The organism is Psychrobacter sp. 1U1 (assembly GCF_051847535.1).
Taxonomy (GTDB): domain Bacteria; phylum Pseudomonadota; class Gammaproteobacteria; order Pseudomonadales; family Moraxellaceae; genus Psychrobacter; species Psychrobacter saeujeotis.
Map to the genome: position 1 here is coordinate 122,637 of NZ_JBPYDD010000003.1, position 19,405 is coordinate 142,041.

Below are 19,405 nucleotides of genomic sequence, written 5' to 3' on the forward strand. Positions count from 1 at the left end.
AGAAATTCGTTCAACCTGTCAAACGCATCAAACGGCCGTTGAGAACTGTCTAACAAAGACGCCAATTGGGCATTTCTATACTCACTAAAAATTTAGTAGTACCTTTATAAAGCGGGTGTAATCTTTCCGATAACACCACCATCGCATCGATATTAAACGGTCATTTCTGTCTACATAAACGCACCGAATCCCGCAACAAATCGATATCATCAACCAATAACGTTCTATTTCTTTCCAGCAGATTTACTGTAAAAAAATAACACCCTCCTTTAATCCGATAACGCACATAATTCGGCATGATTTCTCTTTTGTAGGGCGGAAAAGCGATAGCGCATTCCGCCAAATCCAAATACGTCAATCATTCTTACTTCAACAATGTCGGATAACGCTTCGCTCATCCAACTTACACCGGTTCCGCCTTACGGGTTTCATACTATGTTCCTCATCTATGTAAACTGCTTATTTATTTGTCAATATAAAAAGCAAGACCTCCCCACTAATTTTTATGAATTCACCCCCTAAAATATCCTAGCCCCACGTCTTAGCGCTCTTAACTCTAACTCTATTTGTTCTTGGTTAGACCTTTCGGCAGCGGCTGTTGCCGATTCCATGCATCCAGGTGTTGCTCTGCACTGCTCTGCCATAATTTCTAAATTTTCAATCGCTGCGCGCGGTACTAATATGCCAAAGGTGTTATCATATACATCCGTAAACAATGCCACATGTATATTCTCCAAATCGCCATTTACGAGAGCTTCAGTAGTTTCAGCTAAAGGGTTAAGAGTTTGAACCACGTCAACAGCACTCCTCCCATCTGCCAATACTGCCACTGCCATTACCGCATTTAATACTACTCCTGCTCGCCCTGGCCTAACTCGCCCTCTACCCGCCCTAACTGCTCTGTTAGGTCCTGAAATCTCGGGGCTTGAGTTGGACCGAAATAGAGCCTGTTGAGCATCAGTTCCTCCTCTCATTCTTTCCGTCCTAATCTCTTCCCTAGATCTGCCGGTCGCCGCAGTTTCAACATAATCAACATGATCAGCTACAGCATCCAAAGCATCATGTGCTCGCCCATGAGAGCTATTCTTACTTTTCGCATGACCTCGGGTAATCTGCAAATTGCTCGCATTAAGAGCTTGGAATATATTTTCAGCAAGCCCTCGAAGAGCATGGTGTATTTGTGTTCCACTAGGAAGTGTGACTCCTAGCCTCTTTAGTTTACGTTTAAATGAGCTATTTACAGCGCCAAACAATCTGCGTGCACGATGTGTTGCAGTTCCCCTCTGTCGATTTGTTCCTCGACTTCCACCATTCGCATCTAACAAATCTTGCAACTCGCGATTGAAACTATCTATATTTTCAGATCGTGTTGCCCCTCCGTATCTTCGCTGAAGAACTTCTTGCATTGCAGTATCCCAAACCTCGCCGAGATCACTATCACTTAGAATAGCTCCATCTCTTATAGGTAGTTGAGGCCGCCTAGGGCCTGGCCGGGGGCCCGGTTGATTTCCGTTAGTATCTACAGAATTAGTAGGTGAGGTAGATGCGTAACCATACAAATTCACCCCCCCGCCAACCCCTATCGGATCAGCACTCCCCCACCTCCCCAACCAAGGCAAATAATACCTTGCCGTATGATAAGAAAGCCCCGTCTCCTCATCCCGTTCCATCCCCGTATACCGATAGCGTTTCTTCGCCGCCTTAATATCTTTATTCTTCGCGCTATAAGCCGTCGTCCCATAAGGATGATATTCCTCATAAGAAATCACTTGCGCCCTTTCATCCAGCTCCAGACCCACCGATCCCAAATGATTCCCATACTGATAACGAAACAAAACGCCTGCTGGTAGCTCGGCGCTATCCGCAATCAATACATCCTCAACAATCAACACCCGCTGATCATCGGCAAATAGATCAAAGGTTTCAATTTCTTCTTTGATTTCACCTGCCGCATTGCGCCGCCGATAAAGCTCCATACCTCCCAGATAAAAGCGTTCTTCAGTAAACCCGCCAACACGTTCGATGCGTTTTTGTGTGCGTTGTTTACCTGAATCGTATTTGTACCAAGCATGCCCGCCGCCGCCCAGATCGACATCATGAATCATGTCTTGCGTATCCCAGTGCAGTTGGAACGCTTCCGGTACATTATTCAAATTCAACATGCTGCCGTGCGTATCGTATTGGTAGTTAACAGCGGTTGTACGATCACTACCCGTCCAGGTGCTGAGTAGTCGATTACTGTCTTCTGCGTAGGCATAATCGCGAGTCCAATTTCCATTTGAGACTCCGGTAATATGTCTCATTTGCATGATGTTACCAACGCTGTCGTATTGATAACGCTGGGTGTAATCGCGCAACGCATTAGGGTCATTGGCGTCACGGACTGGCAACGAAATGTCAGGCGCTGACGGAGGTCGTTGTGGCGGAGGACCTGATGCACTGTATTGTTCCCGCCCCTCGGCTTCAATTAATCGATACAGGGCATCATTGATATATTGGCTTCGCGGTTTTACTTGCTGATTACGGAAAAACACCGGCTCAATCGCCGCATCGGTTATTTCGGTAATACTCCCTACAGGGTCATAGGTGTAGCTGAGGTCTTGTAACTTATCTGAGGTGATCGTATTGACGGTTTCTAGCTTGATGAGCCGAAACGTTTGCGGGTCATATTCATAACGTGTTCTGGTGTTATTACCGAACTCTATGGAAGTGCGCTGGCCTTTCGCGTCGTATGCAATTTTTTGAATCGCTTGCGTAATTTGGCCTTTCACGGTAAGGGTTTCGCTTGATAATACCCCCCGTTGGTTATATTGCGGTGTGTAGATGGCAGGCTCGCGCTCTTGAAGATGCCAATTCTCCAACTGCACCATACGGTTTAGCGCATCGTATTGGGTGCTTTGGCTAAAAATTTCTGTTATAAATGCATCAGAGGATGGGTTTTGTGGCCAATGAATAATGCGTTCTTTATAAGCGCTGGTTAATCGCCGTTTTGCTGCAAGCAAATTGCCTTTAAAATCAAACGTCTCGTTGGTTATTAGGCCACTGGAGTCATAGTGTTGATAGACCTGACCGCACAAGTTTTTGTCTTTATCGTTTGGCTGCCCTTCACCGTAAACAAATCGCTCGACCGTCCACTCATTACTCGCTATTTTTAGACTTTGTTCCAGCGGACGACGCAAGGTGTCATACGTTGTATGAATAACTCGCTGTTCCAATACGCCCAATTCATTTTCATTTTCATCCCAGGCATAGAATGGTTGACCTGAGGCATCGTTGATTAACCAGCGATCTCCGCCATCCATACTGTGTTGAAACAGTAAATTCCCGGCTATGTCGTAGACAGGAAAATAGTCAATGGTTGGGTCTGATCTGGGCGAAGCGGGCACGGTATACCGCATGACCAAATTATCGCGAGCATCTTGAATCCACAGCGGTTTGCCTTCGGCATCTAGTTTGGTAAAGGTGATGTAGTGTTCATCAAGCCAAGGACGATTGAGAAACGGAACATTGGCTAAGGCTGCTGACTCTTCTGGACTACGATTAAAAGCCACATTAATTACTTCTCGCCCTAAACTATCGAGGAGAGTGGTTGCAGGGGTATCGGCATGTTTAGCCGCAATACGTGCTGCCCTTTGCTCGGCGTCTGTGCCAGTACTCATGCGCTGATACCAGTTATTTGCTGGTTCAAGTATTGTATCGTTCTGATCGTAGCTGGTAACATGCCAGGGTGAAAATTCGACTCGGCTGTATGACCCATCGGGTGCTTCGGTACGGATGACACGACCCGCAGCATCGTAATAGATGATTGGGGTAACACCCACCTCTTTTGGTTCCTCATAACGATGATCTGGCTCAAAAATGTTGAGGGCTGTTTCGATTTCACTGAAATAGGGTTCGTATTGTTTAACCGGTTTGCCTTTGTTGTTCAAAATGGTTTTTCCATTGGCGATCCAGCTTAATAACTCTCCCTCTTTTTGGGGTTCAGCTTGAACTTTTGTGACCAGCACATTGCCGCCACCATCTGAATATTCAAAAGCCAGTTGTAGCGGACTGATTTCAGCCGTGTCCAATTGAGCAACATGCTGTTCTCGCACTATGCCGCAGGCAGAGGCTGGGTGTTCGCCCCACTTAATAATTTTGGCTTTACTGCCATCTGCCAGTATTTCCCCAGCCTCAACTTCAATTTCACCAAAATAATAAAGATGCCGCGCGGTTGCATTACCCAATAAACGCCTTGCTTCATCCTGCTGGCGTTGTTGGTAATCAGTTATTGTTTCTGTGCTTAAGCGTGGTTCGGTGAAAAAGTTGATTTGCATTGCTCTATCAGGATTTAGCAGCTCATCGGTGAACCCGGTGAGATTATCTGCCTGATCGCCTTTGCCTTTAACCGCTGTAGCTGATGGCAACCCTAGAACATCAAATATTACTTCTGTGACATTATCATTGATGTCTTTTAGTTCACGTGGGGCGAGTACACGATAATCGAATTTTTCAACCGAAACGGTATTCCCAATTGGATCTGTGCTTGTTTTGATATAGAGATCAAGCGGATCGTAGTTAAGTGTGGTGGTTTGGTTGAAGGCATTAATATAGCGTTCGGGCAGAAAGAAATGATCAGCGGCATCATTGGAAAAGCCAGCAATACCTGAGCGAATCCAGTATTGTTCGGTAGTGTCTATACCAGCAAAACGAGCCCTTAACTCAGCGCCACTGAGATAGCCGCTTTTTGATGCATTCTCCAGTTCGGCTTGTATGTCTGGTGTGAATTTTTCAGCCAAAATGGCATTGAGCAAATCATCGGTTAATGCCAAGGTATAGGTTTCGTAAGGTAAACCTAAGTTGCCCTGTTCCCCAAAAGGTAATGGTTCCTTCAAAAACTCTCGAGTAGCACTATCCTTGTCGTTAAAATAGAGCGTTTTGCTATGTTCAACTGTTCGTTTTTGTGGACGAGTGCGATCAGGTAATTGGTGGTATTCAATGTCTGTTACTGCTTGTCCTGTACTTTGATAATCCAGATTTAACCTAAATCCTTGTAATTCTGCTAAGGTAAAATACTCGTCTGCTGGACTGATACCTGTGAGCTCATAACTCAACGCCTCACAAGGAACTCGCAAACGATAGTTATCCTGAGTATTAATATCGTTGGTGAAATGACTTTCGCTGTAGGCTATATGCGTTTCTTTCTGGACATCCTGAATAAGCTGAATAGTTTGTCGTTCGAGCGTGTCATCTTGATATTCACCAAGACGAGGATAAACAATGGCAACGGCTTGTAACACATTACCGTATTCATCGGTATTGAGATTAAAGGTGTGAGCAATCCGAGGATCAGGAATGAGTGTGTTTGCTTGTAAATCCAGTTCGTATTGATAGGTGATGGCTTCGCTCTCTGTTACCAAAAACACGGCATGTGGGTTTGTGCCGCGTGCTTGTAAGCGTTGAATATGGCAATTGTGATACGCCGTTGAATAGAGTTTTATGGGTTGATGGGTTCCCTGTGTAAATGCATCAACATCTAGTTCGTAGACTTCCTGGCGCAACATCATTCCTTTGCAAGACCGTAATGCTTCTCTCATTTCCTCGGCATTCAGGTTTTGTTGTTTAATATCTGGCTCGGGTAATTCGGCTTCCTGAAAAGTTCCCAATACATTTGTTTCACCTAGGTTGCTTTCTTCCAGCCACTGGGGGAAGTATTCGTGCTTGAACTGTTGCAGTATTTTTTTGCGATCAATCATTACGCCCGTGTGATACCAGGTAACGGTTTTAATTGGTGGCTGGTAGAGGGTGTGGTCGTCTGTAATGTAAGGACTGTTTATATTTCCTTCGGTAAATTCCCCATAGGTTTCCGCATCAATTTGTTCAACCCGACCAAATCCTCGAAATTCTCGCTCGTGTCCATCGAAATACCCGTGGTGGTAGCTATAGGTAGAGGAGAATTTGGTTTTATTCCACTTATTTGTCACTGTGACCTTTTCGACCACATGCACTGGGAAAGGTAGCTTGGTGATCCAAGGTCTACCAGCGTACTTGTCTTGTAGATAAAATTTTGTAGAAGACGCGTACTGAACATGGGTCTCCGCGCCGAGGTTGTTGACAGTCCTGATAAGCAGATGAGGTTTTTGGTCGCCTATCAAATTGACGTAGCGCATGGGCCGGCCCGCGTCATCAGGCAACGGCGAGGACCAGACTAGGCAAGCAGTGCCATTGCCGAGCAAGTCGATAGGCACGATGCTGACAAGCTCATCGACGCGGGGAAAAATGCGCAACACCTGCGGCGCGCCCCAACTGTTACCGGATTGGTTGAAATAAAGACACACGCCGTCTCGGTGCAGATAGATGATGTCGATGGTGCCACTGCCGTCAATGTCGGCCAAGCGGATGCGCTTATGATCGAACTGATCCGGGTGGTCGAAATGCGGCGCATTTTCCATGGCGATCTTGGCGCCGAATCGGCAATAGCCTAGGTTGGGCCAGTAACAGACCTCGCCGTTGCGGATGCGTAGCAGATCTGTGAGGCCATCGCCGCTCAAATCAGCCAAGTAGATGGACTGCGTGCCATCGGCAAAAACGACACGAGGACCTTTGTTCTCATCCAGCACTTGAGCAACACGCATGGCTGGACCAAACCCTTCCTCCGCTAGCGATGCATGCCAAACGAAAGCCTCATCTTCAGTAATAAGTACATCGGCATGACCGTCACCGTTGAGGTCGATAAATTTTAGGTTAGGATCATGCATGGCACGGTTAAGGCAAGATGTGAACGGCCGAAAAGGTTGCCAGCTCTCAGCGACGTCGTGCTCATAGAAGCCCGGCATTGGACCACCCAGCATCACTAGGTCCGGCTGACCGTTTCCGGCGAGATCTATGAATTGCGCGCCACCGGCCAACGTCAGATTCGGCTTCGTGGCCACTCGTTCCAATGGCGCAAACTTCGCTCTGATGCGGACTGTTCCGTCTTCTTCAATCTCATTGATTGGCGCGAGGTTGCGTTTGTAGTACCAGGCCTCCGCCTGTTCGGTAAGGATGCCTAGGAGACCTTCACCGTGCAGATCCGTCCATTGGTAGTTTGTGCCATCCAGACCCATCGGAAGATTTTCAAGACTCTCAGAATCGACTTCCTCTACCGTGTCCTGCACGGTGGGCTGGGTATATTCGAACTCAACCGGTGGCAAACTACGCTTTCGATAGCCGTTACCATTGCGCTTATATCCTGTTTGTGTAAAGGTGCGCAGAAAGGTATAAATGGGATTAGAGGCGCTGGCTGGATCTTGCTCATGTGAGTAGGTGAAGTCGGTGGACCGTACTAGACAATCATTACCCACACCCTCCTCGCCCTCGAAATGATGAAATATTAGCACCCGCTGACAAAGTCGCGTGGTTCGTACCTCAAAGCCGGCGCGATAGGTTGAGAAAGGATCATCACGAAAGACCCACGACTCAATACCGTTTGGCATGGGTCTTTCGGTAACGTGCTCCCCATAATCGAAAACCACCTCAAACATCCAACCAGCATTCTGGATCTGTGTCTCACTCAAAAATAGTGGCCGAGATCCTGCCTCATCCAACAACGACGTTCGATTGCCGTAATGGATACGTTTGAGATAACGGTTGGCTGTGCGTCGAGGATCATTACGATCGCCTCGGTTGCTTTCGTGCGCTTTGGTTAAATCGACCCCGACTCCATCTTCTACTTTGTACCCGTACTGAATGGCATTGCCTTTATCGTCGCGGGTCTCGCAGATCAACCAGCTAAAAACACGGCTAGCATCCTCAGGATCAACTATTCGAGAGCTGGGATCCTTGCCATATAGGGTCAAAATATTATCTTGGGATATCGAGCGCCAGTGCACATCCCCATCACTCAGCCGAGTCCAACGTTCGATGCGTGCAAATAATCCTTCAATGCGAGGACGATATCTATGGATGAGGTAACCTAAGACAGACGCCTTATCTTCAAAACTCGTACCATCGGAATTAAGTAGCGGTACTAGATCTTCTGCACCAGAGAGCAGGAAAATATCAGATTCTTCGGTGTCATGGTAGCGCGGTAAGCCTTTTGCTGTTTTGCGCGTGATTGACGGTAATGAAAGCGTCCAGCCGAACCCAAAAGGGCCGTTGCCTGCGCCGGAGTCGTAGGAAAGAGCGAGCTGAGGACCAAAGCCAGAGCGACCAGGGCTGGTTGCGATTGGCACAGACATAGAACCTGTACCCGTTACTGGGTTAGCAGCAAACTTTTCTCCAATACTTTGAATCGCACCGCCACCTTTGGGAAGTGAGATCGTGGGAGCAGAGCCTTGCCGCTGATCGGCTCCTTGTGCGTTATCGGCTCCACCATTGTCTACAGAGGATGGAGTTGTCTCTTTAAAGTCAGGCATAAATCACCTCGTATAACTTTAAGAGCAGCTCAGCTCAAAACGAGCAATTTCTTAAAGTATCTCTTAATACAGAATTAAGTTTACTTGGTTCACCTATAAAGTTAGCACATAAAAAATCTTTTGACACTATTAATTAAAAAATATAAATATCCTTATCAACAACTTATATATACTTTGCCTTCCTCATTTACCATTAATTTTAGTTATCTCTGTTTTTATGTCTTGTCCTATACCACCTTAAAGACATCTTTAACCCCTTAAAGTAGACTGCTAGGATCTGTCCTAGATAAGCAAAATAATGAAAAACTTTAAAAAGTGAAGTTTAAAGTTATTTCTTCAGAGCTTAGAATGTACTTACTCTAACTACATTAGGGTATAAAAATTAACTTTTACTTATAAATAATAAATAGTCTGATAACGCCAGTTGTACTTCTCAGGTAGCAATATAATAGTTATTAACGGTATAGCATTATCAATAATAAACTTTGCAAATATCAGAGCGCTAAACTGTTCAATGTATAAATAAAACCACTAGGCATCTACTGCCATGTCTTAGCGGATTCTTATTATTTTTAGAAGTAGTCAGGTGGCTTAATTAATATTGGGGTTTGATACAATACCAGTACTTTTATAGAGCCGACTAAATAGTATACCGACACTGGCCATCTTTGCTGCATCCATGGGTCAAAGTGTTACACTTACTTAATGAAAACAAGAACAGAGCAAGAGGAAGCAATGACAGAGATTAATGGAAAGCGGTTATCCTATCTTTATGAGGCTGTAACTATGGGTACGATCCGGGCTGCAGCAGATAAGCTCAATATTGCTCCTTCGGCCATCAGTCGGCAAATATCTCTGTTAGAGGAAGAATTAGCATGCATTCTTATTGAACGGCACCGTAAAGGAGTAACACCGACAGAAGCTGGTAGTATTCTCTTACAGTTTTATCGGGAATCACTCTCCGCTGAAGAGAATTGTGTTTCCAAATTACAGGCGTTGTTGGGATTACAACGGGGACATATAAAATTAGCTATGGGTGATGGCTTTGTTGGGGATTTGATGTTGGGCCCCCTATCTGAATTCGCCCGTCTATATCCGGCGCTGACGCTTTCAATCAGTACTGGTGGATCAAACGAAGTGATTCGTCAGGTTGAGGAAGATGAAGCACATATCGGTCTAGTTTTCCATCCCAGCAGTCATCCACGCATCCGCTCACAGGTTGTAAGTTGTCAGCCAATGTATATTATTATGTCCCCTGACCACTCTTTAGCCGATCAAGATAAACCGATGCAGTTGAAGGAGCTTCTAGAATACCCAGTGGGACTGGCTGAAAGTCGTTTTGGCATACGTCAGTTACTAGCGATGGCTGAATTTCAACAAAAAATTCGATTTAACCCTATCCTAACAACTGACTCATTCGCTGTACTAAAGAATTTTGCCCGCTCAAATATGGGGTTTACCTTTCTACCGTATTTTGTAGTGTCCAAAGAAGTGAAAGACGGACATCTGGTAGCAATCCCTATAGACAATGCGCTACTGGCAAGCGGTGAAGCTCATATTGTAACTCGGTTGGGTCGTCATCTATCCCAAGGCCCATATGAATTATTACAACATCTAAAGTCATGGATGAAAGCTTTGTAAGCGGGCGGCACGACTTATCGCTGTTTACAACAACGCCTGTGCGATAATCGCCGAGCCTAAAAAAGTACCAGTAAAGGTTAGCAGCGCTACAATAGCAATCTTAAAGCCAGACTTTTTGAATAAGTCCACCTCCATTTGCGAGATGGCGAAACCTGCGTAAGCTAGTACCGGGGTAATGAGTTGTAGCACACCCAGCTTATCAGTCTCGACTAAAACATAGTCACTAAATGGAAACTGCGGCAGCGATATCAAAATAGCGACAATAGATATCCAAGCAATAGCAGGCACATTAATTGGAATGACTCGTTTTAGTAGTATGCCAACGACACAACAGCTAAATAATACGAGCATACCAGGTAGCGCAGCAATCGGATTAAAACCTTGTCCCACCCAATTACTCAATAATAGCACACCGCATATAGCGACCAATAATAATACTGACTGCCATATTGATAAGATAGACTGCTCTTGCAAACCAAAATCCATGGCTTTACTGATATCAGCGCCATTATTTTTTCTGAATTTACTGGTAACTTTGTATAAAAACTCAGCGGCTGGTAGCGCTATGAATAAGCTGACAAATAATCCTGTAGCATAGGTAAGCAAATTAGAAGTCGCGGCAAAGGCAGTAATGGTCTCCTCTTGCGCTGGAACAGTCTCTGCTAGCGCTGCTGAACAGGCACCCATCATACTACCACTACCGATACCACAAGCCATTGCTAAAGCACGTATATCTAGAATGTCTAAAGAGGCAATGACCCCTGCCATAAGTGAAAAATAAATTGCTCCAAATAAAGTACCCATCACATAGACACCCATTACGCCGATACCTTCAGCGCTCTGAAGTCCATACTTATCAGCAATTAGCGCAATATTAGGCTCACGAGCAATTGAGTGAGTGGCACCAATAGACTCTCTTCCCATGCCAAACACCAATACAGCAACAGGCAAGGCGATAACGGCAGTAGCTACATTGCCTAACTCTTGTAATAAAAGGGCGGGACCTGCGGCTATTATTTCCTCGACTTTAGGGCCGACGCCAACGCCAAATTTTGCAATGAAAGGCATAATACTTAAAAGGACGGCGTAGCTTGCAAATTTTGCTCGGTCTTTGGAGATTACAGCTTTCATTGAGGGTATGACATTGGGGTTCAACAATAGTGTAAATATGAATGCGTATAGTAGAGGCAGTAAGACTAATGTACCAATACCAATTGGAATCTTAATGATCCCTATCCATTCTGCAAGTAGCGATGTAATAATCACTAATAAATGCAGTTTCCAATCAAATAAGCGTTTTGTCATTGTACTTGATAGCACACTGGTATTATTCATAGCAACTCCCTTTGCATTTTATGATTTCTAAGTTTTTTTTATTATTTGGTTTATGCAGCATTTTTTGGTAGTTGAGACTCAACTAAAGAAGTCCATACTTTGATACCCGTCTCAATAGCATCATCATTAAAATCATAAGACGCATTGTGTAATGGTTTGGAGGGGCTGCTACCATCAACACCTAACCAAAAATAAGCACCTTTAACCACTTGACTCATGAATGAAAAATCCTCAGAAGCCATTGATGGCTCTACGGCAGTATTTACCTTATCAGCACCCAGCACTTTAGTAGCAGCCTCTTCGATTTCAAGATAAGCTTGACTATTATTAGTGGTTACTGGATAGCGAATATGGTAATCCATCTCGCCTGTGACACCATATAGAGGTGGTAGTGTCTTAACCATTTCTGTGAGCATATCCTGCATGGACTGGCGCACGTCCATATCAAAGCTACGAACGGTTCCTTTTAAAATGGCGTAATCAGGGATGACGTTGGTAGTATCCCCACTATTCATCTGCGTTACGCTAATAACGCCTGATTTGAGCGGAGATATTCGACGAGAGACAATAGATTGAATATTAGTAATTAAAGCGGCTCCTGCTGCTATAGGATCAGCCCCTAAATGTGGCATAGCTGCATGAGTGCCTTTACCAGTTAAGGTAATCTCAAAAGTATCAAATGACGCCATCATCGGTCCATCATTAACGGCAACTTGTCCTACAGGAAGCCCTGGCCAATTGTGCAATCCATAAACCGCATCCATCGGGAATTTATCGAATAAGCCGTCATCAATCATGGCCTTGGCACCACCTAAGACCTCCTCAGCAGGTTGAAATATAAAATGAATGGTGCCATTAAAGTTTTTATGTTGGCTCAGATGCTTTGCCGTACCAAGCAGAACTGAAGTGTGACCATCATGGCCACAGGCGTGCATGCAGTTTTCATGAGTAGATTTATAATCAATGTCGTTTTGCTCTTTTATTGGTAGCGCATCGATATCTGCTCGTATGCCGATAGTAGGGCCTGAGCCATTCTTTAGAGTACCGACAACACCAGTACCGCCCAATCCTTGATGCACCTCAATCCCAAAGGACTGTAACTTGTCGATAATAAATGATGACGTTTTGAACTCTTTAAAACCGAGCTCTGGTTGACTATGAATCTGCTTACGCCACTGCTTTACTTCACTTAATAGAGTTTCGTTAATTAACATTTATTTTCTCCTTTTATTGACTTGAATAACCAAATTGAATAGCAGAATCTTTTGCGGTTTCGACCCATACACTTTTAGTCTGTGTATATTCAAGCAGGCCTTCGTAGCCACTAGATCGGCCATAGCCGCTCTCACCAAAGCCACCAAACGGCGACATGACATTGATTGCTTTATAGCTATTTACCCAGAACGTTCCTGCATTTACTTGAGCGGCCATCCGATGAGCACGGCCTACATCAGCAGTCCAAACAGCGCCAGCTAAACCAAACCGGCTGTCGTTGGCTAACGCTACCGCTTCTTCTTCTTCATCAAATAAAATCACAGAAACAACAGGTCCAAAAACTTCTTCCTGTGCGACTCGCATACTATTTTTCACGTTGGCCAAAACGGTTGGCTGATAAAAATAACCATTTTCACCTCCACAAATTTCACCTGGCTTTCCGCCTGCGGCAACAACAGCACCTTCAGCAATACCATCAGAAACTAACGAACGCACGTGACTAAACTGTTTCTGGTTATTAATGGGCCCCACCATCGTACCTTCATCCCATGGCAAACCCACAGGCAACTTGCTGGCTGCCGAGGCAACACGTTCCACGACTTCTTTATAAACATCCCGATGAACCAATAACCGAGCACCCGATACACAGCTTTGTCCAGCGGCAGAAAATACGGCAGCTTGCGCACCCACTACCGCACGATCAAGATCAGCATCTGGAAAAATTATATTGGCTGACTTTCCACCCAGCTCCAATACGCAAGGGATGACACGCTTTGCAGATGCCGAAGCAATGAGAGCACCGGTCTGTGGTGAACCTACAAAAACCACTTTTTTAGTGGCCGGATTAGCAATTGCGGCAATGCCTGTAGTGTGCCCAAGCCCATTAATTACATTCACCAAACCACACGGGATACCTGCTTGCTCAAGAATTTTAGCGAGTACTGTTGAGCTTAGTGGGGTTAATTCAGATGGCTTCAGTAAGACTGCATTTCCTGCACAGATGGCAGGCGCAATCTGCCAGCCTCCGGTAAATATAGGGGCGTTCCAAGGTGTGATTTGAGTCACTACGCCATAAGGCTCATGACGAGTATAGTTTAAGTGACTTGTTGGTACGGGAATAACTTGTCCCATAATTTTGTCGCACCAACCAGCATAGTATTCAAACATATCTGCAACTTTTGCCACTTCAACCCGGCAATCGCGAATAGGCTTACCTGCAGATATACATTCTAGGCGTGCCAGAGATTCCGCAGCGGCACGTATTTTCATGCCGCACTGCCACATTAACTGACCTCTTGCACTGGCGGTCATTGACCACCACACTTTTTGAGCTTTTATAGCTGCATCGGCTGCATTAGCAACAATATCTTTCCCCGCATCACGATAGATTAAAAATACCTGACCGGTTGCTGGGTTAATCAGCTCGATGTCGTCACCATTACCTGCAACCAATTCTCCATCAATCAAGCTGCCAAACTTTGAAGTACCCAGTAGTTCATTAAGCAGTATTTCAACTTGTTGCGCGCCACTTCCTTCTACTTCAAAACTCATAATCTATTCTCCCAAGCCGGCATTTTTGATAATGCAATTAAAATCATCCTGATCAGGTATGTTTTTTTCGCTCTGCGACCAAATTTCAGCTACCTGTTTAGCCAAAGGTAACTCTAATCCCATCTCACCGATCATATTTTCCGCCAGACGCACATCTTTACGCATCAGCTGCATAGTGAAACCGGAGTCAAAACCTTTATTAAGAATCCAACGAGGGAAATTAACTTCACTGATTGCACTACGACCTGAACCGGCGTTCAAACCGGCAATAAGATCTGCAGGATCAAGTCCTGCCTTAGTACCTAGAGCTACTGCTTCGGCGGTAGTTATTAGATGTGCAGCACATAGTAGATTATTGATCAGTTTAGCCGCATGTCCATTGCCAGACTTTCCCATGTAGACCACTTTTGAGCTCAAGGCATCCAGATACACCTGTGCACGTTCAAGGGAACTACGTTCACCTCCAACAACCATTACCATAGTACCGGCTGCAGCACCCGCCGGACCGCCACTGACAGGACAGTCCAATAACTGATGGCCTAACTGATCCAGCTCTATCGAGAGTGCCCGCGTCACCTCTGGTTCTGAAGTAGAAGTATCAATAATCAGAGTTTTAGGCTGAGCAAAGTTAATAATGCCATCTTTGCCTTTAACAACTGCTTGTACATGCTTTGCCATTGGCAAAGATAGAATGATGACACTAGATTCAGCACACAGAGCTTTAATATCTGCAACAACATTTACGCCGATTTCCCTAGCAGCTTGGCTTTGTGCTTCCCCAACGTCCGTGCCGAACACTTTAAAACCTTTGCGAAGCAAAGACTGAGCCATACCGTTACCCATACGGCCTAACCCGACGATACCTATAGTTTTTGTAGCCATACCTACCTCCTTGTTTTGGTGCTTTCTATCACTTTTATTATGACTAATAAGCTATTAAGAAGAAGCATAACAAACAAACTTTTGTGTTCTAAAAAAGGCAACACCAACGTAAGCAACGAGATGGATTTCTCATCACCTCATCTTATTGTTTATGAAAATTGGTTAGACGTTGCTAAAATAGTTCCAATGAGCTTACTGTAACTGATTGATAACTTGGCTTTAATAACGCCGTCCTTACGGTCTTGGTGGACGGATTTTTTGCGTACATGAGATTGCCTGAATGAATACTGAGACCGAGTGCAAGGTCCAAAGAGTTCTCAGCTCGGTTGCTCTAGTTAGCCAGTTAACCGGCGATGACAAACCTTGAGTAGTGTGTTGGTAAGGTCGCTATCAGTCAAGCTCTCAGTATCAAACAACTCATTCAATCGCACGACTATTTTCGATAGTCAGTCCTCTTTTTTGTTTTTAGCCTTACAAACACTGCCATTGCCAGATTTTAGCGAATCCCCACTATCTTCTTGCAACTTCAGATCTCGTTGATGTAGCTTAGACAAGCAGTAGTGACTCATAACGATATCACTGAGACCAACCTCATCATCTAGCCCAAGTCTTAGCTCCTATGGCGATCATGTGGCTAAAGAAAACTGTTTCTATTTACTAACTCGCAATTTTGTAGGTGCTAATGACCTCGTTAACAAGTGGTTTTAGATATTAATACAATAAACAAATGCATGCAGCAATTAAATATTAATACCAATAAGAAAGGTTGCTAAAACTATACCGTACATAGCGTTAGCAACCTTTTTCTAGTTGCGCATTTTACTCAGGTGATGTTTTCAAAATTGGGGTTTGATCTGTCCTGAACGACGATTAATTGACCCTTCAAGCGGTAAAGGAATATTTAATTGAATGTGCGCAGCATATTTAGAACTAGAAGCTAGTGTTACGGTAATCATTTTGGTCAGCGTGTAAAACTCAATTTTTACTCATAAATAACAAGTGTCTTGACAACATAATCCTTACTTCTCAGGTAGCAATATTATGGTTTTCCTAGGCTTGGTTATATATATAAAACTCTCTAAGCATTTTCTGGTATGTCTTAGCGGGTTCTTACTGTTTTTAGAAACACTCAGATGACTTAATTGATACTGGGGTTGGTCTAATGCTTCATACTTTTCACTATTTAAAGCAAGTATTCTTTTCTAGCTATTCATTATAAAAAAATAAGAATTCATATTTGAATCACTAAATGCTAATATAGTGATATAACACTCTTATATGATTGATTAAATTATGAATGTAAGGTTCAATTTTTATACTCCAAGTGAGATTGCCAAGATTTTAGGTGAACGCTTAAAAGCGCAGCGGTTGTTATTAAACTTAACTCAAGCAACTTTAGCTGAGAGGTCTGGAATCGGTGTCAGCACCGTAGCTCGTATTGAATCAGGGCAAGGCGGTACACTAGATAATATAATCAGGCTCGCTTTAGCCCTTGGTATGGTCAATAGTTTTGCTGAATTGTTCAATATGGCACCTACCAACATAGAAGATGTTATCGCTAAGCAAAATCCACGCTTGCGTGCCTCAAATAAAAGCTGACATAAGGTAGCCATTTTAATGTATCAACCGATATCAATTGTTAACATTTACTATCAAGGATTTGGAGCCAAACGTCTTATCGGCAAATTAACGATGGACGGACGACGCCCTGCCTTTGGCTATGATGCAGCGTGGCTGGCTGATGGAATGGAGCTGTCACCAATTGAGATGCCATTACGAGCAGCACCTTATTATGGTACTCATGCGTCGAGCCATTACCTATGTGGATTATTGTCAGACAGCTTACCTGATGGTTGGGGAATGTTGCTAATGGATAGGTTCTTTCGAAAAACAATGACTCATGCTACGCCCATTAATGTCTTAGATCGCCTTGCGTATATTGGTAATTCAGCCATGGGAGCGCTGAGTTTTGAGCCACAACAAAACCTATCAGGCTCCGATATCGACATCACTGATTTCACTTTAGCCAAACTAGCCGCTGCCAATCAATCGATTTTATCCGGACAAGATAGTGACATACTGGCTGAGCTTATCGTCATCGGTGGCTCACCACAAGGCGCAAGACCAAAAGCACTTATCCTATACGATGAAGCAACTGAGTTTATTACTACTGACTTAACAAGCGAACATACATCCGCAATGCCGTGGCTTATTAAGTTCCCTGCTCAGTCGGAGCATAAAACCGTTTGTCTATTAGAATCGCTTTATGCTGATATGGCAAAAAAAGCAGGCCTTAACATGCCAGCGCATCATTATTTTGATATTGATGAAAAATATGCTGCTTTCGGGGTTGAGCGTTTTGACCGCATGGGCAATCAGCGCGTCCATATTCATACGCTTGCTGGCTTATTAGATATCGATTTTCGGATTCCATCATTGGATTATTTGCAGTATTTACGCTGTGTGCGTATGCTAACCCAGTCACAAGCTGCTGTAGAAGAGGGTTTTAGGCATGCCGTATTTAATGTCATTTTTAACAATAAAGACGATCATAGTAAGAACTTTTCTTTTATGATGGACGAGGCTGGCAGGTGGTCGTTATCGCCCGTTTATGATATCGCCTATAATTCAGGTATGAACGGTTATCATCAAATGGATGTAGCAGGTGAAGCTCGGCATCCTACTGCACTGCACCTACTTAAACTTGCCAAACTTGCTGATATTAAGCAGAATAAAGCAACTGCTATTATTGAGCAGGTAACAGCTGTGGCCAAAGGTTTTCTGAAGATTATTAACAACTACGATATTGAGAAAGAATTATCAAACCAAGTTATGCAGGATGTAAAAGCCAATATTGATAGGATGGTAAATGGACAGGTCTAACAAAGTTGTTAAATATGTTGTTAAAATAATTAAGTAAATTTAAAAGACCTATATAAATAAGGAACTACAGGTAAATAGTCGTTGCGTGGTGGGCGCACCATCATATATCATCAGAAGCAACAAAAAACTTCATAACCTACCTGGTTGTGGGGTTTTTTGTTGCTTAAACGTTTTGACCCCTGTCGTCAAATCCGTACAGTTGAAATTGAAAGATTTTAGTTACGCAGCCTGACTATAAAATTCAAACCACATCTGCCTTGGCGTTTGATAATCTTGGTGATACACAATATCATTTTTCAATATGCCCCAGAAGCTTTCTATTGGAGGGTTGTCGAAACAATTGCCTCTACCACTCATTGATCTTGTAAATTGATGCTGCTATTAAAAAGACATATCAAACTCTATAATTTCTTCGATAAATTTGGCTTCAATAGCGGACAAAGCGCGATGCTTGTGCCAAAAAATATATACAGGTATATCAGCAATACCATCTTTCGGGGGCAAGCGTCTAAGTTTAGATGCTAGATGAGTAGCAGCAACAAAATGATCTGGCAAAGCACCTATGCCATATCCAGTGTAAATCAGTCGAACCAGCTCATCTAAATTATTTGTATAAGCACTAACTTGACCAGTAAAATCATGAGCTTCTTTAAATAACGTTATTGGTGAAAGAACATCACCAATAGCTTCGCTATTAAATGCAATAAAATTTTCTTTTAGTATATTACTAATACTTAAATCTTTTACCGAGAACAAAGGATGGTGATATCCACAATATAGGTAATAACGTTGATTGAAGAGTATTTGTTGATTGAGAGTATCGGATGTATGCTTTGCTAAACAAATACCAATAGCAGGGTTTTTTTGCTTTAAATCATTCAAAATATCCGTACTTGATTTGACCGTCAAATCTAACGTAATGTTCGGATATTTTTTTTTGAAATATACCAAAAAATCATTATATTTAGGGTTATGAAGTCGACTAACAACTAATAGTTTAATATTACCTTCTAGAAGATGTAAATTACTGCCTTTCATCGCTTCAATAGAAGTAATCTCTGTGAATATCGTTTGAGCGACTTGAAGACAATAGCGACCGATCGGTGTAAGCTCTAGCGGCTTAGTATTACGAATAACAAGTTGGTTTTCGAGTTGTTCTTCAAGCTTTTTGAGATTTTGGCTAACTGCAGATTGAGTAATATTTAGACGATCAGCCGCCGCACTAATACTCCCCTCTTCACATATAGCAATTAATACGTGGAGTAATGTCCAATTTAAATTGTCTGCTAACTTCCGTTGTATCATAGTAATTTCAGTACTTATATTCTAAATATATTGATAACCAATCAATATGAGAGGTCTGCCAAAGGTATAAAGGACTTAGTCTTCGCGATATGTACTTAGCCTCCGAGTTCTCAACTCTCCTCTTATTATTGTCATCAGTCCATAATACAATATAACTAGAGATAGTGAGTCAATATAAATGCTGACTTATTGTATGTCTTGTCATAACACCTCTTTGT

Annotated in this window: 9 protein-coding genes and 1 pseudogene; 3 read left to right on the plus strand and 7 right to left on the minus strand. The window is 43.5% G+C overall.

Annotated elements, in window-relative coordinates; translation table 11 throughout:
* Positions 1–518: 518 nt before the first annotated feature.
* Positions 519–8,375 carry a SpvB/TcaC N-terminal domain-containing protein gene (locus ACS8FB_RS05070; RefSeq protein WP_439261365.1) on the minus strand — a complete coding sequence of 2,619 codons (7,857 nt, stop codon included), beginning with the start codon at positions 8,373–8,375 and terminating at the stop codon, positions 519–521.
* A gap of 735 nt (positions 8,376–9,110) precedes the next feature.
* On the opposite strand from ACS8FB_RS05070, the gene ACS8FB_RS05075 reads away from it, so the two are divergent.
* The gene (locus ACS8FB_RS05075; RefSeq protein ID WP_439261366.1) at positions 9,111–10,016 is read left to right on the plus strand and encodes a LysR family transcriptional regulator; all 906 of its coding nucleotides are present in this window, start codon (positions 9,111–9,113) and stop codon (positions 10,014–10,016) included.
* A gap of 24 nt (positions 10,017–10,040) precedes the next feature.
* On the opposite strand, the gene ACS8FB_RS05080 is transcribed toward ACS8FB_RS05075, so the two are convergent.
* The 4 genes from ACS8FB_RS05080 to ACS8FB_RS05095 are packed head-to-tail and all read right to left on the minus strand — an operon-like array spanning position 10,041 to position 15,047.
* Positions 10,041–11,351, minus strand: coding sequence for a DUF3100 domain-containing protein (locus ACS8FB_RS05080; protein ID WP_439261367.1), 1,311 nt, complete (start codon positions 11,349–11,351; stop codon positions 10,041–10,043).
* A gap of 50 nt (positions 11,352–11,401) precedes the next feature.
* Positions 11,402–12,565, minus strand: a complete 1,164-nt coding sequence (locus ACS8FB_RS05085) for a M20 aminoacylase family protein (protein WP_439261368.1) — start codon at positions 12,563–12,565, stop codon at positions 11,402–11,404.
* Between the two features lie 13 nt (positions 12,566–12,578).
* On the minus strand, positions 12,579–14,117 hold the full coding sequence (locus tag ACS8FB_RS05090) for an aldehyde dehydrogenase family protein (RefSeq protein WP_439261369.1): 1,539 nt from the start codon (positions 14,115–14,117) through the stop codon (positions 12,579–12,581).
* Between the two features lie 3 nt (positions 14,118–14,120).
* Positions 14,121–15,047 carry an NAD(P)-dependent oxidoreductase gene (locus tag ACS8FB_RS05095; protein ID WP_439261628.1) on the minus strand — a complete coding sequence of 309 codons (927 nt, stop codon included), beginning with the start codon at positions 15,045–15,047 and terminating at the stop codon, positions 14,121–14,123.
* Positions 15,048–16,292: 1,245 nt separating this feature from the next.
* Between ACS8FB_RS05095 and ACS8FB_RS05100 the strand changes: the two genes are divergently transcribed.
* Positions 16,293–16,598: a helix-turn-helix domain-containing protein gene (locus ACS8FB_RS05100; RefSeq protein WP_439261370.1), complete on the plus strand. Its 306-nt coding sequence runs from the start codon at positions 16,293–16,295 to the stop codon at positions 16,596–16,598.
* A gap of 18 nt (positions 16,599–16,616) precedes the next feature.
* Positions 16,617–17,882, plus strand: coding sequence for a type II toxin-antitoxin system HipA family toxin (locus tag ACS8FB_RS05105; RefSeq protein ID WP_439261371.1), 1,266 nt, complete (start codon positions 16,617–16,619; stop codon positions 17,880–17,882).
* A 219-nt stretch (positions 17,883–18,101) separates the two neighbouring features.
* On the opposite strand, the pseudogene ACS8FB_RS05110 reads toward ACS8FB_RS05105, so the two are convergent.
* A pseudogene (locus ACS8FB_RS05110) lies at positions 18,102–18,260 on the minus strand (IS3-like element ISPar1 family transposase); the annotation flags it as partial.
* A gap of 3 nt (positions 18,261–18,263) precedes the next feature.
* Positions 18,264–19,187, minus strand: a complete 924-nt coding sequence (locus ACS8FB_RS05115) for a LysR family transcriptional regulator (protein ID WP_439261372.1) — start codon at positions 19,185–19,187, stop codon at positions 18,264–18,266.
* Positions 19,188–19,405 lie beyond the last annotated feature (218 nt).